At 65.7% G+C, this 22,720-nt stretch carries 21 protein-coding genes; 7 read left to right on the top strand and 14 right to left on the bottom strand.

What is annotated here, in order from left to right; translation table 11 throughout:
- Window positions 1-12: 12 nt before the first annotated feature.
- The 4 genes from J1N60_RS03910 (at window position 13) to J1N60_RS03895 (ending at window position 3,848) form a co-directional block, all read left to right on the top strand.
- Window positions 13-465, top strand: coding sequence for a RidA family protein (locus tag J1N60_RS03910; RefSeq protein WP_312910858.1), 453 nt, complete (start codon window positions 13-15; stop codon window positions 463-465).
- Window positions 462-1,037: a hypothetical protein gene (locus J1N60_RS03905; protein WP_312910856.1), complete on the top strand. Its 576-nt coding sequence runs from the start codon at window positions 462-464 to the stop codon at window positions 1,035-1,037. Before J1N60_RS03910 ends, J1N60_RS03905 begins: the two co-directional genes overlap by 4 nt.
- A gap of 90 nt (window positions 1,038-1,127) precedes the next feature.
- Complete coding sequence (gene pspAB, locus J1N60_RS03900; protein WP_312910855.1) at window positions 1,128-1,733, top strand: PspA-associated protein PspAB; 606 nt, start codon at window positions 1,128-1,130, stop codon at window positions 1,731-1,733.
- A gap of 90 nt (window positions 1,734-1,823) precedes the next feature.
- Entirely contained in the window at window positions 1,824-3,848 is a 2,025-nt protein-coding gene (locus tag J1N60_RS03895; RefSeq protein ID WP_312912530.1) for a MutS-related protein, read from the top strand.
- Between the two features lie 66 nt (window positions 3,849-3,914).
- Here the strand turns inward: J1N60_RS03895 and J1N60_RS03890 are convergent, their stop codons facing one another.
- The gene (locus J1N60_RS03890; RefSeq protein WP_312910854.1) at window positions 3,915-4,361 is read right to left on the bottom strand and encodes a hypothetical protein; all 447 of its coding nucleotides are present in this window, start codon (window positions 4,359-4,361) and stop codon (window positions 3,915-3,917) included.
- A 159-nt stretch (window positions 4,362-4,520) separates the two neighbouring features.
- Between J1N60_RS03890 and J1N60_RS03885 the strand changes: the two genes are divergently transcribed.
- Window positions 4,521-5,651: an ORC1-type DNA replication protein gene (locus tag J1N60_RS03885; RefSeq protein WP_312910853.1), complete on the top strand. Its 1,131-nt coding sequence runs from the start codon at window positions 4,521-4,523 to the stop codon at window positions 5,649-5,651.
- Between the two features lie 125 nt (window positions 5,652-5,776).
- On the opposite strand, the gene J1N60_RS03880 is transcribed toward J1N60_RS03885, so the two are convergent.
- Window positions 5,777-7,132: a carboxylate--amine ligase gene (locus J1N60_RS03880; protein WP_312910852.1), complete on the bottom strand. Its 1,356-nt coding sequence runs from the start codon at window positions 7,130-7,132 to the stop codon at window positions 5,777-5,779.
- A 105-nt stretch (window positions 7,133-7,237) separates the two neighbouring features.
- On the bottom strand, window positions 7,238-7,519 hold the full coding sequence (locus tag J1N60_RS03875) for a DUF7553 family protein (RefSeq protein WP_312910851.1): 282 nt from the start codon (window positions 7,517-7,519) through the stop codon (window positions 7,238-7,240).
- Between the two features lie 130 nt (window positions 7,520-7,649).
- Here J1N60_RS03875 and uvrB point away from each other — a divergent pair, with 130 nt between their 5' ends.
- Complete coding sequence (uvrB, locus tag J1N60_RS03870) at window positions 7,650-9,704, top strand: excinuclease ABC subunit UvrB (protein ID WP_312910850.1); 2,055 nt, start codon at window positions 7,650-7,652, stop codon at window positions 9,702-9,704.
- A gap of 21 nt (window positions 9,705-9,725) precedes the next feature.
- Here uvrB and J1N60_RS03865 read toward each other — a convergent pair whose 3' ends face one another.
- From J1N60_RS03865 to lipA, 9 genes are all read right to left on the bottom strand, one after another.
- Window positions 9,726-9,977 carry a hypothetical protein gene (locus J1N60_RS03865; protein WP_312910849.1) on the bottom strand — a complete coding sequence of 84 codons (252 nt, stop codon included), beginning with the start codon at window positions 9,975-9,977 and terminating at the stop codon, window positions 9,726-9,728.
- A 75-nt stretch (window positions 9,978-10,052) separates the two neighbouring features.
- Window positions 10,053-10,727 carry a helix-turn-helix domain-containing protein gene (locus J1N60_RS03860; protein ID WP_312910848.1) on the bottom strand — a complete coding sequence of 225 codons (675 nt, stop codon included), beginning with the start codon at window positions 10,725-10,727 and terminating at the stop codon, window positions 10,053-10,055.
- A 125-nt stretch (window positions 10,728-10,852) separates the two neighbouring features.
- Window positions 10,853-11,944, bottom strand: a complete 1,092-nt coding sequence (locus tag J1N60_RS03855; RefSeq protein WP_312910847.1) for a molybdopterin-dependent oxidoreductase — start codon at window positions 11,942-11,944, stop codon at window positions 10,853-10,855.
- A gap of 133 nt (window positions 11,945-12,077) precedes the next feature.
- Entirely contained in the window at window positions 12,078-13,751 is a 1,674-nt protein-coding gene (locus J1N60_RS03850) for a Na+/H+ antiporter NhaC family protein (RefSeq protein ID WP_312910845.1), read from the bottom strand.
- Between the two features lie 106 nt (window positions 13,752-13,857).
- Window positions 13,858-15,447, bottom strand: coding sequence for a dihydrolipoamide acetyltransferase family protein (locus tag J1N60_RS03845; RefSeq protein ID WP_312910843.1), 1,590 nt, complete (start codon window positions 15,445-15,447; stop codon window positions 13,858-13,860).
- A 152-nt stretch (window positions 15,448-15,599) separates the two neighbouring features.
- Complete coding sequence (locus J1N60_RS03840) at window positions 15,600-16,367, bottom strand: hypothetical protein (RefSeq protein WP_312910841.1); 768 nt, start codon at window positions 16,365-16,367, stop codon at window positions 15,600-15,602.
- A 265-nt stretch (window positions 16,368-16,632) separates the two neighbouring features.
- Window positions 16,633-17,619: an alpha-ketoacid dehydrogenase subunit beta gene (locus J1N60_RS03835; protein WP_312910839.1), complete on the bottom strand. Its 987-nt coding sequence runs from the start codon at window positions 17,617-17,619 to the stop codon at window positions 16,633-16,635.
- A gap of 1 nt (window position 17,620) precedes the next feature.
- A complete protein-coding gene (gene pdhA / locus J1N60_RS03830) occupies window positions 17,621-18,730 on the bottom strand; it encodes a pyruvate dehydrogenase (acetyl-transferring) E1 component subunit alpha (RefSeq protein WP_312910837.1) in 1,110 nt (369 codons plus the stop codon).
- A gap of 310 nt (window positions 18,731-19,040) precedes the next feature.
- On the bottom strand, window positions 19,041-19,997 hold the full coding sequence (gene lipA, locus J1N60_RS03825; protein WP_312910835.1) for a lipoyl synthase: 957 nt from the start codon (window positions 19,995-19,997) through the stop codon (window positions 19,041-19,043).
- Between the two features lie 137 nt (window positions 19,998-20,134).
- Between lipA and J1N60_RS03820 the strand changes: the two genes are divergently transcribed.
- Window positions 20,135-21,532 carry an MATE family efflux transporter gene (locus tag J1N60_RS03820; RefSeq protein ID WP_312910834.1) on the top strand — a complete coding sequence of 466 codons (1,398 nt, stop codon included), beginning with the start codon at window positions 20,135-20,137 and terminating at the stop codon, window positions 21,530-21,532.
- A gap of 113 nt (window positions 21,533-21,645) precedes the next feature.
- Here J1N60_RS03820 and J1N60_RS03815 read toward each other — a convergent pair whose 3' ends face one another.
- Window positions 21,646-22,254, bottom strand: coding sequence for a DJ-1/PfpI family protein (locus J1N60_RS03815; RefSeq protein ID WP_312912529.1), 609 nt, complete (start codon window positions 22,252-22,254; stop codon window positions 21,646-21,648).
- 164 nt (window positions 22,255-22,418) lie between these two features.
- Entirely contained in the window at window positions 22,419-22,586 is a 168-nt protein-coding gene (locus J1N60_RS03810; RefSeq protein WP_312910833.1) for a DUF1059 domain-containing protein, read from the bottom strand.
- Window positions 22,587-22,720 lie beyond the last annotated feature (134 nt).

The raw sequence follows: 22,720 nt of genomic DNA, 5'->3' as shown, positions 1-22,720 counted from the left end.
CACGAGATACAGATGAAGAAAACCGTCATCGCACCCGGACAGGGCACGATTGAATCGGACGTCATCGACGAACCGCAAATTTCGCTCGCAGTGGCGACGCATCATGACACGCACACGCACGTCGAGATCAACGGCCTCGTCTATCCCGAGGGGGACGTTCGTGAGCAGACTCGACAGATGCTGGGCCTCGTTGAAAAGATACTCGAGGACCTCGAGGGGTCGATGCACGACATCGTGAAGTTTCGATGGTTCGTTCGCGAGGATGTCCTCGACGACGAGACCAGAGGGACGATTCACGAGGTCCGATCGGACTTCATCGACTATCCGCACTACCCGGCTAGTTGCATGGTCGGGGTTGCCAGTCACAACGTCGAGGGGGCCCTCGTAGAACTCGAAGTGCGGGCGACGATTCCCACCGACGGCGAGTGGACAGTCGAACGATTACCGGCGACGAATAACCAATGACGGAGAAATCACCACGATCCGCGACCACCTCGACGCGCACCGACTCCCTGACCGACCTCGAGTCGCTCACCGATCCGGCTCGGTTCCGAGACCACGACGACGTTCGCTACGCGGAACACACCGAGATCCACGCCGACGAGGACCACTGCCGCGCCCACAGCCGCGGGATGGCCGTCGTCGGCGTCACGGCCGCCGACGGCTCGGTTCTGATCGCCACCCACCTTGAGGAGCCCGTCGCCCTGTTGCCGCACGCTCGCCTCGAGGACGAAGACGACGACTGGCTTGCGGCGGCCGATCGAGCGATCGAACGACTCACGGACGAGCCCGTCGACGTCGGCCGTCCAGTTCGCGTTCGATCGGTCGAACACGTCGTCGAGGGCGACGACACGGCCCACACCTCGAGTCACACCGTCGTGTTCGAGGCCTCCCCGGAAGCGGACGGAGCGACGGCGGCCGATCTCACCGCCAGGACGACCTGCGGCTGGGATGCCGGGTGGTACACCTCGTTCCCCGACGGCTGTGACGAAACGCCCGAGCGGCCGGCGGCGGACGTGCGGTTGTTCCTCGAATGATGGCATCGAGTGAAGCCCTCCTCGAGTGAGGAACTACCGCTTGGAGCGAGAAAACGCGAGCTTTCAAACCCTGGCCGTCCAACGAGGGGTATGGGACTGCTCGACGGACTGAGATCCGTGCTCGGCATCCGCGCGGAATCGGACGCCAGCCGAGACGCCGAGCCCGAGGACCTCTTCGGAATGAGCACCGCCTACCTGACGATGGAAGCCGACCTCGGCTACGACTCCGCCGACGCGGGCGCGCTCTGCTTCGCCGGCGTCGACTCGAGCAGCTTTCGCGACGCCGTCGAGAACGTCGAAGCGATCCTCGAGGCCGGCAGCGAAGACACCGGCACCGACTTTCGCGTCACCGAGGACGGCCACGGCTACCACTGGGTCGTCCTCGAGGACAGCGACCCCGAGGACCTGATCACCAGCCTCCACTTCGCGGCGGACACGTTCATCGAGGAAGGGTACGGCTCGCGGCTGCTCGCGGCCGTCTTCGCCTACCGAAACGACAGCGGACCGGCCTACTGGATCTACTCCTTCCGGCGCGGCGCGTACTACCCCTTCGCGCCGCGAGCCGGTCGCGAGCGGGACTCTGGAACCGAGTTCAAACTCGAGTCCGTCCTGGACGGCGAACTCGAGATCGAACCCGACAAGGAGTACTGGTACCCCCTGTGGCCGAGTACGAGCGGGCGTCACCCCTGGGAATAGCCCCGGTCCGATCGGATTCGAGCGTCCGCGAGAGCCGAGAACGGGGCGGGACCTTTTTCTCGTCTCGGCGGGACGTGGCGGTCGATGGCAATGGACCTCGAGTCGATCCCGGGCGTCGGCGCGAAGACCGCCCGTGCACTGGACGAACTCGACGACCCCGAACGGGCCCTCGAGAACGGCGACGTGGCCGCACTCGCCAGCGCACCCGGCGTCACCGTCGGCCGGGCCGCTCGCATCGCCCGCGGGGCGATCCGGCGCGAACACGACGACCCCGGCAGCTTTCTCGCGACCGATCGAGCGCGTGAAATCTACCGACAGGCGCTCTCACTCTGCCAGGACCGGACGGTGACCGACTACGCGGCTCACCGCCTCGAGACCCTGTACCCCAGCCCCAGGCGCTCGCGCATCGAGGAGGTGCAGGAGTTCTCCCGTCGAGCGATCGAACGCGATCCCCATCCCGACGTACTCGAGGCCCTCGAGGGCGTCGAACCGCTCGAGCGCCCCGACGACGTTCGCGTCCGGGACCGCTGTCTGGCGACGACCGACGCCGAGCGCTACGCCGAAGCCCGCGAGACGATTCCCGAGCTCTCCGTCGAAATCGTCGAGGACGCCCAGGGGCTCGCCGAACTGGCGAGAGGCTATTCGACGGTGGTCGCGATCGACGAGTCCTTCGCCGGCGTCGAGGTCGAGGGCGACGTGCAGGTTCGCCCGGACGCGCTCGCAGATCCCGCCGACGTGGTTCCGGAGCGCCCACTCGCGTTCTTCGCCCGCAACCGGAAGCGACTGCGTGCGGCGGTTGCAGTTCACCGGGCGGTCGGCGGTGGTGGTAGTGGCGACGCCAACTCGCAACTGGACGCGACGGTCGACCTCGACGCCCTCGAGAACGGCCTCGAACGCCTCGACGACGACGGCACCGTAGCGGGCGACCCGGAACTCGACCGGCTGACGGTCGCCGTCGACGACCTCGACGCGGTCGCGGGCGTCGCCGAGAGCGTCGCCAACGACCGACTCCGCGAGGCGATCGAGAAACGAGACGTGACCATCGAGGGCGCCGACCTGCTCTCGCTCGTCGAGCGCGGTGCCGGCGTCGACTCGCTGCTCTCCCGGGAACTCGCCGACGAGTTCGACGCAGCCGTCGAGGCCGCCCGCGAGCACCTGATCGACGCCCTCGACCTGGACGTTGGCGAGGCCGAACTCGCCCGTCACGTCTTCGGCGACGAACCGACCTTCCCCGTCGAGCGCGACGAGAACGCCACGGCACGGCTTCGCGAGGAACTCACCGTCGCCCGGGACCGGCGAGCGGCCCAGCTCAAACGCGACCTGGCGGCCGATCTCGCCGCCCAGCGCGAGGGCGCCCAAGACCTGGTTCGCTCGGCACTCGAGCTCGACGTCGAACTCGCCGTCGCCCGCTTCGCGCGGGACTTCGAGTGCACGATGCCCGAGTTCGTCTGGGACGGCGACGACGCCGAAGAAATCGGATTCGCCATCGAAGGCGGCCGCTCGCCCGTCCTCGAGGAGCCCCTCGAGGAAATCGAACCCGTCGACTACGCGGTGTCGGGCACCACCCTGCTCTCGGGGGTCAACAGCGGCGGGAAGACCTCGACGCTCGACCTGGTCGCGAGCGTCGTCGTGCTCGCGCACGTGGGTCTGCCCGTTCCCGCCGAAGGCGTCCGACTGCGCCGCTTCGACGACGTGCACTACCACGCCAAGACCCAGGGGACCCTCGACGCCGGGGCGTTCGAGTCCACCGTCCGGGAGTTCGCGGCCCTCGCCACCGGTGGCGAGGGCTCGCTCGTCCTCGTCGACGAACTCGAGAGCATCACCGAGCCCGGGGCGAGCGCGAAGATTATCGCTGGCATCCTCGAGGCACTCGCCGAGAACGGCGCGACGGCCGTCTTCGTCTCCCACCTGGCTGGGGAAATCCGGGAGATGGCCGCCATCGACGTGGCCGTCGACGGCATCGAGGCCGTCGGCCTGGTCGACGGCAAACTCGAGGTCAACCGGTCGCCGGTCAAGGACCACCTCGCCCGATCGACCCCCGAATTGATCGTCGAGAAGCTTGCCCAGGATGGGAACGCCGCCTTCTACGACCGGTTGCTCGAGAAGTTCGAGTGACCGCGGTCAGAGGGTGATCACGGAATCGGAGAGTGAACATCGTCGGAGAGCGACCACGAGGTCGGGTCATCCGCGAGGCTCGTTCGAGGGTCGAGCCGCGGTCTCGGTGGCGGCCGCCTGCATCCCCCGATACCCCGCGACGGCGACGAGGGCGCTGGCGAAGGCGGCGACGTAGAGGCCGGGTTCCGGCGAGACGGTGACGTAGTGGGCGGGGTAGCCGACGGCGAAGACGTTCTCGAGGGAGGTGTAAATCACGCCCAGCGACAGGAGCGTCAGGACGCCCACGGCCGCGGTCACCTTGGCCCCGAACGCGGTCCACTCGCGCAGGGTTACCAGTCCGAGGGCAACGAAGCCGGCGACTGGAACGGCGTAGCCCATGCCGGTGAATCCGTTCGTCGTCGTCGATATGTCGAACACGTCGATGCTGGCCCAAGGCAGGAACGCGCTGACGACGAGGCATACGCCGCCGAGGGCGGCCAGACGCTCGTTTCCGTCCGCAGGTACGTCGACCATCGATCCGTTCTGGCCCCGGCTTCGTATATAAAGTCGCGGACGCTGTGTCGGCGCTCGCGCACCAATTTCCCGTTTCGGCTGTCTCGAGCGGTGAGGACCCGGCTTCACGCCGAAAACGACCGCAAACAACTAAGTAGCTTCGAGGGCGTGGTGAAAGTGATGACTGGCGACCCCGAGGAGGGGATGTTGTCGTGGGACGAATCCGTGTTCAGGAACGAGCACGTCTTCGAGATCGATTACGTCCCCGAGACGTTCCGCCACCGCGATTCGCAGATGCAGAGTCTCACGTACGCGCTGCGACCCGCGGTCCGGGGCTCGCGCCCGCTCAACGTGATGGTCCGCGGACCGCCGGGAACGGGGAAGACGACGGCGATCCAGAAGCTGTACGACGAGGTCGGCGCCCAGACCCGGGACGTCCAGACGATCCGGGTCAACTGTCAGGTCAACTCGACGCGATACTCGGTCTTCTCGCGGCTGTTCGAGGGCTGTTTCGACTACGAACCCCCGTCGTCGGGCATCTCCTTCAAGAAGCTCTTCGGCCAGATCGCCGAGAAACTCGTCGAGGACGACCGCGTGCTCGTCGTCGCGCTCGACGACGTCAACTACCTCTTCTACGAGAACGAGGCGTCAGATACGCTCTACTCGCTGCTTCGCGCTCACGAGGAACACCCGGGGGCGAAGATCGGCGTCATTGTCGTCTCCTCGGACCCGGCACTCGAGGTGATCGACGCCCTCGACACTCGCGTCCAGAGCGTCTTCCGGCCCGAGGACGTCTACTTCCCGGTGTACGATCAACCGGAAATCGTCGACATCCTCCACGAGCGCGTCACCCGCGGGTTCCACGACGGCGTCGTCGCCACAGATGTCCTGGAGCAGGTCGGCTCGCTCACGGCCAAAAGTGGCGATCTCCGGGTGGGAATCGACCTCCTCAGACGGGCCGGACTCAACGCCGAGATGCGCGCGAGCCGAACCGTCGAACTCGAGGACGTCGAGAAGGCCTACGAGACGTCGAAGTACATCAACCTCTCCAGGAGCCTCAACAGCCTGAGCGAGAACGAGCGAGCCCTCCTCGAGGTACTCGTCGACCACGACGGCGCGCAGGCCGGCGAGGTGTACGAGCGGTTCAGCGAGGAGACCGACCTCGGCTACACCCGCTATTCGGAAATCGTCAACAAGCTCGACCAGCTCGGCCTGATCGACGCCGAGTACGCCGAGATCGACGGACGCGGACGGTCGCGGTCGCTGACGCTCTCGTACGAACCCGAGGCGATTCGGGAGCGACTCGAGTGAGCCGCCGGTCGCCGATTCGTCCACCCCCCACTAGCGTGTGCCACCCACTGCCTCGTCCACTCAAACGGTGAGCCACCCGCTCGGTGCCGATTTATCGTCCGACGCCGAGTAGCAACGACTCGGCGTCAGTTCGTCCGACCGCGCTGGTCCTCGAGCGCCTCGAGGTCGGCCGTCGCCGGCTTCGGCGTGGGCTCTTGCTCGGCGAGCGCTGGCGAGCCGACGGCCGGCGACGATTCGTCGGCTTCACCGCCCGCTCGAACGGCGCTGAGTTGCTCGCGGGCGGCCGAACGGACGAAATTCCAGCCGTCCTGGACGAACGGGACGGGGTCGTCCGCGACGGCGTAGTCGAACCGGGGCTCTCGAACAATCGACGTGGCGACGTCGCTGACGGCGGAGAGAAACGAGGGACGTTCGACCAGCGGGTAGTCCTCGGCCAGGATGCTGTGGAGGTGACAGAGTTCGCCTCGGAGCAGGTGGCCGCCGATGCCGACCTCGTAGTCGGGCTGGCTGATCGGTTCGCCACGCGCGAGTTGCCAGTAGTAGTAGGGGAAGTCGGCCCCAGCACGGACGGAGAACGGGAGCGACGACCAGAACCGCGGGTTGATCTCCATCAGTTCGAACGACCCCGTCTCGGGATTGCGCAGGAACTCGACCATCGCCAGGCCGTGCCACTCGAGTTCGTCCAGCAGCGCGAGACCGGCGGCCTCGAGTTCGGGGATGTCGGTCGACTCTCGGTAGGCACTCGGCCCACCACTGTACTTGTAACCCCGTTTCTGGCAGTGCTGGAAGGTGGCGACCGCCTCCCCCTCGTCGTACAGCGCGAAGAAGCCGTACTCCCGGGAGTCGGGGACGTACTCCTGGACGATGGGGACGTGACCCCACTCGTTGAGCGACGATTCGACCGCGGGCGGGGTGCCGGGTTCGTGGTAGACGGTCGAGCCGATGTCGCTGAGCCCGGCGTCGTGACCGAGGTACTCGGGGGCGGCGACGGTGTAGCGAGGCTTGATGATCGTCTCGCGCGACCAGTCGTCCCACTCGTCGAGCAGGGTCGTCTCGGGCGTCTCGACGCCGGCGCGCTCGGCAGCCGCGAAGAGTTCGACCCGGTCTTGCACCTGCCGCAGGGTCTCGAAGTCCGGCCACGGCGTCGCGACGTACTCGGCGAAGGCGTCCTTATTCGCCGCGAGCGTGTAGATGTCCTCCTCGCGGACGGGAATGATCGTCTCGACGCCGGGGCGTTCGGCGAGCGAGAGGAGGACGTCCCCGTAGGCCTCGAGGTCCGATCTTGGGTCGGGGAGCGTGACGAATCGATCGCAGTGCCTCGAGACGGAGCCGGGCGTCGTCCGATCCTCGGAGCCGACGATGGTGTAGATCCCGCGCGGACCGAGCGACCGCAGGCAGGCGACGGTGCTGGGGGCCGTGATACCGGGGACGATGACGCGTTCTCGCGCCCCGCGTGGATGGTCGTGCGCAGCCGATTGCATACGCGTTGAAGGGGACCACGAGGGTATTGTTATGGGTCCGTTACCCTCGTATGGCTGCCCTACCGTTCCAAAAACCGATCCTCGAGGACCGATTCTCGAGAAGACTCACGCTTGCTCGAGGCGCTGGCGATAGCTCTCGGCGTGTTCGATGGCGTCCTCGAGTCGATCTGCCGTCTCGGCGTCGGACTCGCGTCGTGCCTGCCTGAGCGCGTTGAGGTGCTCGTCGAAGGCGGCGTGGTCGGCCTCGCTCTCGCTGGCGGCGATTTCGGCGAAAGCGGCCGCCGTATCCCGGATTACGTCCCGCACGTCGTCGCCGGCGGTCTCGGTCGCCAGCTCGAGGTCGGCTCGAGCCTGCTGTAAGTCGGCGTCTCCGCTGGAACTGGACATACGCTCTCGACGACGACCGGCGTCAAAGACGTGGGGGCGGCATATGCGCGTCGGCCTCGGTCAGCGGACCAGCCAGCCGTGGCCGTCAGACGAGCGGCTTACGTAGCCCGAGCCCCTGGTCACGGATACGATGAGCGACACTCGAGGCCCCCTCCAGCCGGATCGACCCGAGGCCGCGAAACCGTTCGCGGTCGACGCCCCGTTCGAACCCGCGGGCGACCAGCCCGAGGCGATCGACCAGCTGGCGGCGGGCTTCGCCGACGGCATGGACCGCCAGACGCTGCTCGGCGTGACGGGGTCAGGGAAGACCAACACCGTCTCGTGGGTAATGGAGGAGGTCCAGGAGCCGACGCTGGTCATCGCCCACAACAAGACCCTGGCCGCCCAGCTCTACGAGGAGTTCCGGAACCTGTTCCCCGACAACGCCGTCGAGTACTTCGTCTCCTACTACGACTACTACCAGCCCGAGGCCTACGTCGAGCAGACCGACACCTACATCGACAAGGACGCCTCGATCAACGACGAGATCGACCGCCTCCGTCACTCGGCGACGCGCTCGCTGCTCACACGAGACGACGTGATCGTCGTCGCCTCGGTCTCGGCCATCTACGGCCTCGGTGACCCGCGAAACTACGTCGAGATGGCAATGCGCCTCGAGACGGGCGAGGAGATCGGCCGCGACGAGTTGTTGAAGCGCCTGGTCGACCTGAACTACGAGCGCAACGACGTCGACTTCACCCAGGGCACGTTCCGGGTTCGCGGCGACACCATCGAGATTTTTCCAATGTACGGCCGCTACGCCGTCCGCATCGAGTTCTGGGGCGACGAAATTGACCGCATGCTCAAAGTCGACCCGCTCGAGGGCGAGGTCAAGAGCACCGAACCCGCCGTCCTCGTCCACCCCGCGGAGCACTACTCGATGCCCGAGACGCGCCTCGAGCAGGCCGTCGAAGAGATTCGGGACGACCTGGACTCGCGGATCTCGTACTTCGAGCGGAAGGGCGACCTGCTCGCCGCCCAGCGCATCGAGGAGCGGACTACGTTCGACCTCGAGATGATGGAGGAGACGGGCTACTGCTCGGGCATCGAGAACTATTCGGTGTACCTCGACGACCGCGACCCCGGCGACACGCCCTACACCCTGCTGGATTACTTCCCAGACGACTTCCTCACCGTGGTCGACGAATCCCACGTCACCCTGCCCCAGGTTCGGGGCCAGTACGCCGGCGACAAGTCCCGGAAGGACTCGCTGGTCGAGAACGGCTTTCGGCTCCCGACCGCCTACGACAACCGCCCGCTCACGTTCGAGGAGTTCGAGGAGCGAACCGACAAGACGCTGTACGTCTCCGCGACGCCGGGCGACTACGAGCGCGAGGAGAGCGACCAGATCGTCGAACAGATCGTTCGCCCCACCTACCTCGTCGACCCCGAAGTAGAAGTGGCCCCCGCGACCGGCCAGATCGACGACCTCATGGACCGCATCGACGCCCGCATTGACCGCGACGAGCGCACCCTCGTGACGACGCTGACAAAGCGGATGGCCGAGGACCTGACCGAGTACCTCGAGGAGGCGGGCGTCGACGTCGCCTACATGCACGACGAGACGGATACCCTCGAGCGGCACGAGATCGTCCGCTCCCTCCGCCTCGGGAAGATCGACGTCCTCGTCGGCATCAACCTCCTGCGGGAGGGCCTGGACATTCCCGAGGTCTCCCTCGTGGCGATCCTGGACGCCGACCAGGAGGGGTTCCTCCGATCCGAAACCACGCTCGTCCAGACGATGGGGCGGGCGGCCCGCAACGTCAACGGCGAGGTCGTGCTCTACGCCGACGAAGTCTCGAACGCGATGGAGTCGGCCATCGAGGAGACGCGGCGCCGTCGCGAGATTCAACGCGAGTTCAACGAAGAACACGGCCACGAGCCGATGACCATCGAGAAGGAAGTCGGCGAGACCAACCTGCCCGGGAGCAAGACCGACACCTCGAGCGTCGCCGGGACCGACCTCGAGGACGAAGAGGACGCCGCCCGCTATGTCGCCGAACTTGAGGATCGCATGCAAGAGGCAGCGAGCAATCTCGAGTTCGAGCTCGCGGCGGACATCCGGGATCGGTTGCGGGAGGTTCGCGAAGAGTTCGACCTCGAGGGGAAGGACGAGGGTGTCGCCCCGCCAGCCGAAGAGTTCTAGCGGCTCCACCCTCGCTGCTGCTCACTCGATGACGTCGAACTCTTTGCACCCGCATCGACAGCCCGTTCGCCGGCCGATCGGCTGTACCGTCCCGTCGGGCCACAACTGAGCGGCGTAGACGTTCGAACAGGATTGGCAGGCGGCCGCGACCTTTCGTTTTCCGTTTTCTTTGACGTCGCTTTCGCTCTCGTCCGATCTGTCGACTCCATTCGGCCGCGGTTCGGACTGCGAGGAGGGCTCGACGCTCGTCTTCGACCGTGGCGGCTCGGCCATAGTATACTCCATCACGGGAACGAGGAAAGCCGAACTGCTTTGAGTTAGAAGCTACTTATATACCCGAGGATGGGATCATGATCGCTCGAGGTCCTCCGCCCGCTCCGAGGATACCGTGAGCGTATTTCTGGTGAGGTTGTTCGTCGCCCGACGGAGCCGCTGTGAGACGGCGTTCGTCGAGATGTCGAGGGCGTCCGCCAGTTCGGCGATCTGCGTCTCGCGCGGGACGGCGAAGTAGCCCATCTCGAGCGCGGTGATCATCGCCTCCCGTTGCTGGGGCGTCAGGTCGTACTCGCGTTCCTTCGGGTCCGTCACCTCGTAGAGCCGCTGGAGTTCGAAGGAGTAGCCCCGTTCGTCGAAGTAGTGCTGGAACGACTCGAGTCGCCCCTGCCCGACGAACTGGAGTTTGAGATACCAGGTCCCGTTCGTCGCTGCTGCTTCCTGGACGATTCCGTGTTGGTCGACGACCTGGTCGATCAGTTCCTGGACGCGTTCGGCCCAGTGGACGTTGAAGTAGCCGACGTCGTCGGTACGATTGATCTCATTCAGTTCTGTAACCGAGGAATCGGCCCGTATCGCCGCTTCCGCCGCGTCGAGGTCGTCCGCGGTCGCCCACAGGAACGGCATGACCCACTCGCGGCTGTGGGTGGCGAGTCGCTCGGCCTCGATCGTGAGGTCCGGGACCGTCTCGAGCGCATCCTCGAGGGCGAACGCCTCGGCCGGGAGCGTGAACTCGGTTACGATGCTCATGCGGCGACTGATGGGTCCGACCCGTAAAAGGCGTCGCCAGGAATCCGCCACTGAACCGTCGAGACTGGCGGGCCGGCGGTCCCACTCCCCTCACTCGACACTCGAACCGTCCACTCGAGTACGTCTTACTCGAACCCACTCACCAGCGTCGCGAGCCACTGGACTGGATCGCCGCGGCGACGGACCTCGACTCGCTCGACCCACTTCACCCACTGGAAGCCGCGACGACCGGGCGCCACGAGTCGCATCGGCGCCCCGTGCCCGTGGCTCAACGGTTCGCCGCCAACGTGCGTCGCGAGCAACGCGTCCCGCGCTTCCTCGATCGGGAGCGACCACCGGTAGCCGGTCACCGAGACGAACCGGACGTATCGGGCGTCCGCGTCGACGTCTGCCGCCTCGAGCAGGTCGCCAACGCGAACGCCGTTCCAGCGCTGGACGGTGTACCAGCCACTCGTGCAGTCGAGGAGCGCCTCCTCGTCGCTGTCCGGAACCAGCTCGTCGGTGCCGTACTCGAGGGGCGTTTCGACCTCACCCTGAACGGACAGCGTCCACTCAGCGAGGTCGATCGGGTCTGGATCGTCCGCGGCCCACGAGGTGACCGGGAAGCTCGCGTTCCCGTCGCCGCGTCGCGGCTGTGAGCCGGTGAACCGCCGATCGGCGCCACGAGTCTCGAGGAGTCGGTTGGTGGTCTCCTGGACCCGGTAGGCGGCGGCCCCGCCGAGCAGCAACGCCCCGTAGGTGAGCGTCGTCCGGCGACGGTCGAAGTCGCGCCGGCGCGGGCGGCGAAACCGGGTCGCGAGGTGCCAGGCCATCAGGGGAACGAGCGCGAGACCGAACCCAACGTGAACGCTCAGCAGAGTCCAGTACGCGATGCGGACGTCCGCGCCGAACACCCAGACGACACCCGTGCCGACTGCGCCCGTCACCGCGACCAGGGTGAGTACCGACAGGGCGGTGGAGCGACGCCACAGCCGGCGATCGGTCAGTCGGTGACGAACCCTGGCGAGTTTGAACCCCAGGAAGACGACGAGTGTCAGGCCGAGGATCCGGTGGAGCCAGAAGAGCGGCCACCCCTCCGGCCTGCCGACGGTGAACGAGAGCAGTCCCGAGACCGCCTCGAGCACGACGATGGCGAAGATCGACCAGTCGACGAGGCGCGGCGGTGGCCTGAGGGCGTCGACGGCTGCGCTGAAAACCGCTGGTGGCCCGAAGCCCATGCTTGTGGTACGGGTTCACACGGTAAGAAGGGTGTGACGAACCGTGGTCGTGGCGGGAGTTCACTCGAGTGACCGCCCACTTTGGGGGTGAAAGAGCGAGCCGCAAACTCGTCACTCGAGCGGCCCGGAACCGTCAGTCGTCACCAGGGGCTTCTCGACGCTGGGTTCCGGCGAATGGCTTGGCAGAGATGTTCTTACGGCCGGCGTCGAGTTCCGAGAGGGCGTACACGAGACCGACGAGCAGAATCGCGCCGAGGGGCACCAGGACGAACGGCGAGAGGCCGAACAGACCGTACGCCAGGTAGACGATCAGTGCGACGAAGATCACCGTAACCGCGTAGTACAGCTGGGTCCTGACGTGGTCGATGTGGTCGGCGCCGGCGAACGTCGAGGAGAGGATCGTCGTGTCCGAAATGGGCGAGCAGTGATCGCCGAAGATGGCCCCCGAGAACACGGTTCCGACGGCGAGTGCCAGCACTTCCGGCGAGCCGTTGCCGACCTCGTAGGCCAGCGGGATGGCGACCGGCGTCACGATCCCCATCGTTCCCCACGAGGTGCCGATCGAGAAGGCGATCACGGCGGTCGTCAGCAACACGACAACCGGGAGCAGCGTCGGTGTGATGAATCCAGCGGCGATGTCGGTGACGTACCGGCCAGTCTCGAGCACCTCCGCGACGGTCCCGATCGACCACGCCAGGACGAGGATGCTGACGGCGGTGAGCATGATCCCGAACCCGTCCAGGACGGTCTCCATGGACTCCTCGAGGTCCATCACGCCGTAGTACAGCGACATCGCGACAGCGGTCGCGACCATAGCGAACGAGCCCCAGACGAGCGCGCCCGTGAAGTCGACGTTGTCCACGAGGGTGATGAGCGCGTCGCCGCCAGATGCAGCCTCGGCGGGCGTGACGCCGGCGGCCTGGAAGCCGGTGATCGCCGCCCCTCCCATGACGACGATCACCAGGACCGCGACCGGCACGACGAACGTTCGCACCAGGGGATCCTCGACGACCGGCTCACCGAGGTCCTCCTTCATGCTCTGGAGCGGCGTAGCGTCCTCGCGCGTGACGTTCCCCGTCTCCCTGGCGCGCGTTTCCGCGGTGAGCATCTCTCCGAAGTCTCGGCGGGTGAGGACGACGATCAGGACCATCAACAGGGCCAGCAGGCAGTAGACGTTGAACGGGATCGACCAGAGGAACGTCGCCACGGCCGAGGGCGTCTCGCCGTCGATGTTCTGGTACTCGTTCTGGATGAGGCTGATCTGGAAGGCGACCCAGCTCGAGATGCCGAAGGTCGCCACCGGCGCGGCCGTCGAGTCGAGGATGTAGGCCAGTTTCTCCCGGGACATTCGCATCTCGTCGGCGATGTCCTTGACCGCCGAACCGACGATGGCCGTGTTGGCGTAGTCGTCGAAGAACCACACCAGGCCGAGCAACCAGGCGGCCAGGCCGACCCGCCGGTGGGAGTCGACCCGATCGGTCGCAGCGCGGGCTATAGCGATCGAGCCGCCCATTCGCCACGTGAGAGCGATACCGGCACCCAGCAGGAACGTGAACGTGATGATCTCGGCGTGGAACGTGTCGTCCCCGAACGAGGCGACGATCCAGCCGAACGCTTCGATTACGCCGACGAACGGGACGGCGGCGATGTCGAGGGCGCTCTCTGCGTTGTCCCAGGCGATGAGCACGCCGCCGGACCAGACGCCGAGAAACAGCGAGAGCATGGCCCGGCGGGTGAGGATGGCGAGCATGATCGCCAGCAACGGCGGCAGGAGCGACCACGCGCCGAACGGATGTGGTTGTACCATGTACACACGGAGCACGCTAGTGGTATTTAAACGATGCGTAATCGCAATCTTCGTGTCACTGACAGACTGACAGCTCTACTCTGCGGAGAAAAACGCTCGAGTACGCTTACTCGAGCAACAGGAGTTCGGGGTTCTCGAGGTACTGCATGACCTCGTTGGTGAACGCCGCGCCTTCGGCGCCGTCGATGAGGCGGTGGTCGAACGAGAGCGAGAGCGTCATGACCGAGCGGGGTTCGATCGATTCGTTACCCTCGTCGTCGGTGACGACGCGTGGCTTGCGCTTGATCTCGCCAACCGCGAGGATGCCCGCCTCGGGGTAGTTCAGAATCGGCGTGGCGTACTCGCCGCCGATGCCGCCGATGTTCGTGATGGTGAACGTCGAGCCCCGGAGTTCGTCCGGGCTGATGGTTCGCTCGCGGGCCTTCGTCACCAGTTCGTCCGTCTCCGAGGAGAGCTGGAGCATGCCCTTGTGGTCGGCGTCCTCGACGACCGGTACCATCAACCCAGCGTCGGTCGCGGCCGCGACGCCGATGTTGTAGTAGTTGCGGTGGACGATCTCCTGGTTCTCGTCGTCGATCATCGCATTCATCTCCGGGAACTCCTTGAGCGCCGCGACGACCGCCTTCATGATGAACGGCATGTAGGTCAGCCGGATGCCCTGTTCCTCGGCGGTCGGCTTGAGCCGCTCACGGGTTTCGACGAGTTTCGTCACGTCGACCTCGTCGTGGTGGGTGACGTGCGGTGCCGTGTACTTCGAGCGCTCCATCGCGTTCGCGATGGTCTTGCGGACGCCCTTGAACGGCTCGCGGGTCTCACGCGGGCCGGTCTCGCCGGTCGCGACTGCGGCGGCGTCGGCCTCCTGGGCGCGCTGCTGGGCCTCGGCGTACTCCATCACGGCCTCGGGCGTGACGAACGCCTCGCCGTCGCGCTCTTCGGTCGCGGGGACGGCGTTGATATCGACGCCCTGTTCCTCCGCGACGCGGCGAGTGGCGGGAGCGGCCAGCGTGCGGTCGCGGTCGGCCGATTCGACGGATGGAGCGCTCGAGGCATTCGCCCCAGTTCCTGTTCCTGTTCCTGCTCCCGACTCGGTCTCACCGTGGGCACCCGCGGCGGCGTCGACGCCGCCGGTTCCCTCGGTCGGCTCCGCCGGAGCCGTCTCTGCGGCCTCGGCGGATTCGGCGCCACCGTCGCTCGAGCCACCCGCGGCCGCCTCGACGTCACCCTCGGTGATCCGGTCGCCAGGACCGCTGCCTTGGACTGTCGAGATGTCGACGCCCTGCTCGCGGGCGAGTTTGCGAACCCGCGGCGGGGCGAAGACGCGGCCCTCGGGAACGTCGACGGACTCGGGGTCGGCCGCTGCGTCCGCGGAGTCGGTCGAACTCGAGTCGGCCGTCTCGGCCTGGTCGGCGTCTGCTTCGGTTTCCGTTTCGGCGCTCGCCTCCTCCGCCGCATCCGCCTCGCCCTCGACGTTGAACGTGATAATCACGTCACCGACCGGGACCATTTCACCCTCCTCGGCGCGAAGTTCCGCGACCGTGCCGTTGTACGGCGAGGGAACCTCGACCAGCGCCTTGTCCGTCTCGACCTCGGCGACTGGCTGGTCCTCGCTGACCGTGTCGCCGGGTTCAACCAGCCACGAGACCAGTTCACCCTCGGCCACGCCCTCGCCCACGTCGGGAAGTTTGAATTCGCGCATACGTCGCCTTCACGGTTCGCTCACATACGGTTTTCGTTACCCTTTCGATTCGCACATATATTGCTCGGGACAGAACGGTGGTTCGTCCGTCGATTCGTTCGATCGAACTAGCTGCCGACCCGTGCCCGAACGGATTGTGACGGTGAGCTCGACTACAACCGCCGGCGACGCGCCAACAACCCGGCTATCAGAAGCAGGGCGAAAATCGCCACTGCTGGTGATCGTTCGAGGGAATCGTCACTCTCTGCAGCGACGTCGCCACGGTACAGGACAATCTCGGGCACCGGATCGTCGCCGATTGTCCAGACGTAGATCTGCTGTGCGTGCGTCACAGTGTCGGGCTTATCCCGATTGACGGTCCAGTTCTCCCACCGTTCGGCGGGTACCGCGACCCGGAACTCGTCGCCCGACTCGAGTGCAGCACCGAACCCGGGCCCGATCCGGATTCGATCGTCGTCAGTTGTCGGAATGTCGATCCACTGGACGCTGTAGCGGATCGTTATGGTTTCCGCGTCGTCGCCTCGGGGAACCGAGTAGCCTCTCCTGGGGTGCTCGACCGCGTCGGAATCGAGGTCGTTGGCCGCCATCGCGTCCTGAACGATTTCCTCGCCGCGGAACCACGCTACGTCCAGCGTTTCGTTGCGCGCTCGCTGGAGTTCTGCAGTCGATCTCGCTTCGTAGCTGATCTCAACGCTGACTTGAGCGGCATCCGGTGCTCTCGGGGTGATCTCGACCACGTACGTCGCGTTCTCGGGCGGCTCTCCGTGGATGTCTCCATTTTGACCGTCGACCGCAGGCGATTTATCGGCCGACGCGGCGATGGCATGACCGGACGCGAATCCGAGCACGGTCAGGACAACGACGACCGCACCGATACAGACGAGCGCGTACTCGAGGGGCCCACGGTGTCGATCACTCATTCGTATCGGGCCTCACCTAGTAACTCATCGGTATGATATTGATTTTTGTGACCGTCAGAAGATTTCATCGTGTATGGATTATCTATCGTTCATTTAAGTGTTGTTGACAGATGTCGTCAATTAGATGGAGTACGGTCTAAATCACCCGTAAATAATCGAGCGAAGAGGTGCAAGAAGACGATTGATCAGTCCATAGCCCGCCTCGGAATCAATCCAGACCGACGCAGTCGGCGTTCCTGAACGCACAGGGTCGCTTCCGGCGACCCTAAAAATCCATCGCGTCCCGGATTCCCGTCTCGATACGGGCCGGCTCTGGCAGGTAGTAGTCCTCGAGCGCGTACAGCGGGAACGGCGTGTCGAACCCGCTGATGCGCTGGATCGGCGCCTCCTGGTACATCAGGGCCTCCTCCTGGATGGTCGCGGCGATTTCGGCACCCATGCCGTTCGTCTTCGGCGCTTCGTGGACGACCGCGCCACGGCCGGTCTTCTTGAACGACTCGACGATGGTGTCGATGTCCAGCGGGGAGACCGTACGGAGGTCGACGACCTCGACGTCGATCTCGCCCTCGAGGTTTTCGGCGGCCTCGAGCGTCGGGCGGGTCATCGCGCCGTAGGTGAACACCGAAATATCAGATCCCTCGCGGCGGACGGCCGCCTCGCCGATCGGTACCTCGTAGGGCTCGTTGGGCACCTCCTCACGGAACGCCCGGTAGATGAGCTTGGGCTCGAGGAAGATGACCGGGTCGGGTGAGCGAATCGCGCTCGTGAGCAGCCCCTTCGTGTCGTAAGGCGTCGAGGGGATGACGACCTTGAGACCGGGCTGGTGGACGAACATCGCCTCGCTCGACTCGGAGTGGTGCTCGGGCGCCCGGATCCCACCGCCGTAAGGGGCGCGGATGACCATCGGGCAGGTGAAGCGACCGCGCGAACGCGTTCGCAGGCGCGCGGCGTGGGAGACGATCTGGTCGAAGGCGGGGTAGATGAACCCGAGGAACTGCATCTCGGGGACGGGCCGGAGTCCGTAGGCGGCCATCCCGATGGCCGTCCCGACGATGCCCGACTCGGCGAGCGGCGTGTCGATGACGCGGTCCTCGCCGAACTCGTCGTAGAGCCCTTCCGTCGCCCGGAAGACCCCGCCGTTCTTTCCGACGTCCTCGCCCATGACGACGACGTCTTCGTCCCGTTCCATCTCCTGACGCAGTCCGTCGCGGACCGCCTGTACCAGCGTGAGGTTTTCAGATTCTGCTGCCATGTTAGTCCTCCAGTAGCGCGTCGTCTCCGTACTGTTCGCGAATCCGTTCGAACCACTCGCGTTGCTCCGCGAGTCGTCGCGGCATCTCGGCGTAGACCTGCGAGAAGATTTCCTCGGGGTCCGGCCGCTCGACGGCTTCGGCGGCGTCGATCGCGTCCGCGACCGCGTCGGTGACGCGCTCTTCGATCGCGTCGGCGCGCTCGTCGTCGAGCATCCCGTGTTCGCGCAGGAACGTCTCCATGCGCGGGATCGGATCCTTCTGTTTCCAGCGTTCGACCTCCTCGTCGTCGCGGTAGACCGAGGGGTCGTCCGCGGTGGTGTGGGCCCCGAAACGGTACTGTACCGCCTCGATGAGCGTCGGGCGAAGTTCGCCCTCGCCCGGATTCTTCGCCTTCTGGATGGCATCGCGGGTCACCTTGTAGACGGCCAGCGGGTCCATCCCGTCGACCTGGACGCCCTCGAACCCGTAGGCTTTGGCCTTCTGGGCGATGGTGTCACTCGCGGTCTGGCGCTCTCGAGGCACCGAGATGGCCCACTGGTTGTTGTTACAGAAGAAGACGGCCGGCGCGTCGAAGACGCCCGCGAAGTTCAGCCCTTCGTGGAAGTCGCCCTCGCTCGTGGCGCCGTCGCCGAAGTAACAGAGGAACGCCTTCTCCTCGCCGCGCAGTCGAGAGGCCCAGGCGGCCCCGGTGGCGTGGGGAATCTGGGTCGCGATGGGCACGGCGACCGTGAAGATGTTCTGCTCTTCGGGAACCGCGTTGCCCTCCTCGTGGCCCATCCAGTAGAGCAGCGTCTGTTTCAACGAGAGGCCGCGGACGAGCGCCGCCCCGTGCTCGCGGTAACTCGGGAAGAGCCAGTCCTCGTCGTCCAGGGCGTGGGCGCTTCCGATCTGGGCGCCCTCCTGGCCCGACAGCGGCGGATACGTCCCCATGCGACCCTGTCGCTGGAGACTCACCGCCCGCTGGTCGAAGTGGCGGGCGAGTTTCATCTGCTCGTAGAGCTCGAGGAACTCGGATTCGTCGAGATCCGGAACCTCGACGCCCTCGAGGACGCGACCGTCGTCGTCGAGTACCTGTACTCGATCGCTGGGGTCGTGCTGTAGCGTGCTCACGGGTATACCCACCTTCGCATACCCTAATGGTCTATCGCTCACGTTAAAGGAGTTTCGTAAATAATTTACTATCAGCACGATTCTTGCCATTGATTACCAAAGTTCGCCGTTGTTTTCGGGTAAGAGCGACCGACCGTCCAAATAAACCCGAGTATTCGCAAGAATAGTTTGGAGTATCGCGGATTATGTCCACGTTACTGGACGGATGTTGGTCGCTCGAGCGAGTTCCAGGAGCGAACCGCTCGTGCGGCGGCCCGGTACGATATCGAAACGCGTCGAAAGGTGATGGAATCGCGGGAAGAGAGACCGCTCAGTTCGACGCGGGGCTCTGACGAGCGCTCGCTCGAGCATCCTCGACGCTCTTGCCCTCCCGAAGCACGGCGTCGACGAACAGTTCCCCGGCCTTGTACGACGAGCGAACCATCGGCCCGCTGGCACAGTAAAGAAATCCGAGTTCCTCCTCGGCGACCCGTCGCCAGGTCTCGTACTTGTCCGGGTGGTCGTAGCGCTTGACCTCGAGGTGACTCAACGACGGCTGGAGGTACTGACCCAGCGTGACGATATCGACGCCGCGCTCGCGGAGGTCGGCCAGCGTCTGGTAGACCTCGTGGTCGTACTCGCCGTGGCCGAGCATGATCGACGTCTTCGTGTAGATGTCCGACTCGCGCTCGACCTGCTCGAGCACGCCCAGGCTCTGTTCGTAGCCGGCCCGGCGGTCCCGGACAGGGAACTGCAGGCGCTCGACGGTCTCGACGTTGTGGGCGATGACGTCCGGCTGGGCGTCGATGATCTTTCGGACGAGGCGTTCCTCGCCCTGGAAGTCGGGGATGAGGACCTCGACGAGGATGCCCGGGTGGCGCTTCTTGATTTCGCGAATCGTTCGCGCGAAGTGGCCAGCGCCCTGGTCGGGAAGGTCGTCCCGGTCTACGCTCGTCAGGACGACGTAGTCGAGGCCTATTTCAGCGATCGCCTTCCCAACGTTTTCGGGTTCGTCCGGGTCGAGCGGTTCCATCCCGCCGGTCTCGACGTCACAGAAGTTACACCCGCGCGAGCAGCGATGGCCCATCAGCATGAACGTCGCCGTGCCACCGCTATCTGATTCGTCTGCTCCGTTTCGGCCGCTCCAGCACTCGCCCAGATTCGGGCAGTTCGCCTCCTCACAGACGGTGTTGAGGTCGTGCTCGCGCAGCGTCTCCTTGATCCCGGTGAACTCCCGGCCCGACGGCGGCCGCATCTTCAGCCAGTCGGGCTTTCGCGAGCGACTCATACCTGATCCTGGACGGCGATGGTGAAAAGTCGTGGTGGTTCCGGGCGAAATTCGCCCGCCGTTCCGTTGAGACAAAGGGTCAACGTGAATGAACAGTTATATTACGACCCGTGTGCCAATGTAACAGGTCACTGACGATGCTATCCGCTTCGCGTGAGGAAATTTCGAACGGCTCTCTCCCGAAAGTCCTCCTCGTACTCGCCGCACCGCTGCTCGTCCAGAACCTCGTGCACGTCGCCAATCAGGTGATCGACGTCTTCTGGCTCGGTCGATTAGGTGGCAACGCCATCGCGGCCGTCGGGTTGAACTTTCCGATCATCGCCCTGCTGTTCACCGTCGCCATCGGCATCTCGGTGGGTACGCAGGTCGTCGTCGCCCAGCGCGTCGGAAGCGAGAACCTCGAGGGAGCCCGTCGCGTCGCCGTCACCGGCACCGTCGTCGGCCTGATCGGCGGAACGATCCTCGGCATCGTCGCGTTCGTCTTCGCGCGAGACGTGATGGGGCTGTTCGCGGCCGAACCACAGGTCATCGAAGCCGCCGCCGCCTACCTCGCGGTCATCGCGCTCGGCATTCCACTCGCGACCGCCAGCGACGCCCTCGAGTCGGGCTTCGTCGGCTGGGGCGACGCCCGTGCAGCGCTCTACATCAACGTCGCCACCGTGGTCGTCAACGTCGCTCTCGATCCGTTCCTCATCTTCGGCTGGTGGGTGTTCCCAGAACTCGGCGTCGAGGGAGCGGCCGCCGCGACCGCCATCGGCTACACGGCGGGCTTTTTCTTCGCGATCGGCCTCGCCGTCTACGGCCGGGACGGCTTCCGGATCGGGCTTCGTGATATCGGCTTCGACCTCGAGGACGCCCGCGAGATCGTCGACGTCGGCTGGCCGAACGCCGGCCAGTACGTCGCGAGCCAGTCCGTCCGCGTGCTGATGGTTGCCATCATCGCCGTCGCGGGCGGATCGGCCGCCGTCGCTGCCTACACCATCGGCGCCCGAGTCGCTTCCATCGCCTTCATCCCCGCCCAGGGCCTCCAGCAGGCCGCTCAGAGCGTCATCGGGCAGAACCTCGGCGCCGAGAATCCAGGCCGGGCAACCAGGACGACATGGGTCGGCGTCGCCATCGCCGCGGGTGCCCTCACCGTCGTCGGTGCCGTCCAGTGGCTCGTTCCCGAGACGCTGACGACAGTCTTCGTGCCCGACGCGACGCCCGACGAGGTCGCCCACACCGTCGCGTACCTCGAGATCCTCGCCTACGGCTACTGGGCCATCGGTGCGAACTACCTGCTGATGGCTGGGTTCAACGGCGCCCGCCGAACGCGGACGAGTTTCGTCGCCACGCTCTGTCAGTACTGGGCCGTTCGCCTCCCGGTCGCCGCGCTCGGGATCTACGTCCTCGGCATGGACGCGACCGCCGCCTTCTGGGCCGTCACGATCTCGAACGTCGCCGTGGCCGTCGGTCTAGGTCTGTACTACTGGTACGAGACCGGCTCCGGGATGAATCAACGTGCGGTCGACGTCGCGGCCTCGAGTACCGATTGATCGGATTTTATTCCCGGGTCGCTCGATGTTGGCCCCTCGAGTGGGCCCTCAGGCAGTTCAGCTGTTCAGGCCCGTTCAATCACTTCAGTTCCGTGTAGTCGCCCTATCTCCGTTCAACGGAAAACCACCTCGCCCCGACGCTCGTGTTCCATCTCCTCCGTGACCGCCGTCGCAATCCCCTCGCCGAACTCGCGCTCGAGGAACCATAGCGCCAGGTCGATGCCCGACGTGACGCCGCCCGCGGTCAACACGTCGCCGTCGTCGACGACACGCGCCGAGCGCACGTCCGCGACCGGCTCGAGGGCCTCGAGGGCGACCTGGTGGGTGACAGCGGGCCGACCGTCCAGCAGGCCCGCGTCGGCGAGTACCATCGCGCCCGTACAGATCGACGCGACGACGGTTCCGCTCGCATGACGGGTGGCGACGGCCTCCGGAAGCCGACCCTCGTCGATTACACGGCTAACGCCCCCGTCGTCGCTCGTCCAGCCCCCGCCCGGGACGACGAGTACGTCCGGGTCGCCCAGGACCCCGTCGGGCTCGACGCGCAGGCCGTGGCTCGCTCGAACCCGGTCCACGGACTCGAGGGTGACGAGTGTCGTCTCGAGGGGCGCACCGGCACGAGCACCGTTCTGGAAGACCTCGAAAGGGCCGATGGCGTCGAGTTCGTCGAAACCGGGAAAGAGGACGATTTCGACAGTGGTCGTGGATTCGGCGTCGGACATGTGCTCGAGGAGGGTCCTCGAGACGAAGCGTGTTTCGCGTTCGTCGGCGAGGTTTCGGTGTCGGCCCTCGCCCGTCGCTGGCCGGAGCGTTCGTCGCCGGGCGGGATGTTCGTCGCCGAACGGGCACGGGGTATCACCCCGACAAAAATGAGACCGTAGTCGTCTCAAACCTCGTGGATCAGCCCCTGGACGTCGTCTCGAGACACGGATTTGTCGTGGGTCCGCTCGGCGTGTTGCTGGACGAGGTCGACCATCTCGTCCTCGTTTTCGTCCCGGATGACGAAGTCACAGTCCTCGAACCCCGCGTCTTTGCATTGTACCTCTTTGACCATTGGAATCACTCGCCACGTACGGGCAGCGGTTTCCACACCATCGACCGGTATAACGGTTGTCGGACCGTGTGGTGACAGTCACACAGAGCGAAGACTCCAGAATCTTCTGGCGACGTGGCGGCACCGCCGTCCGA

It is taken from the genome of Natronosalvus caseinilyticus (assembly GCF_017357105.1).
In the GTDB taxonomy this organism is placed as follows: Archaea; Halobacteriota; Halobacteria; order Halobacteriales; family Natrialbaceae; genus Natronosalvus; species Natronosalvus caseinilyticus.
The sequence above is the reverse complement of the archived record's forward strand: the minus strand, read 5'-3'. Positions and strand labels throughout refer to the sequence as shown.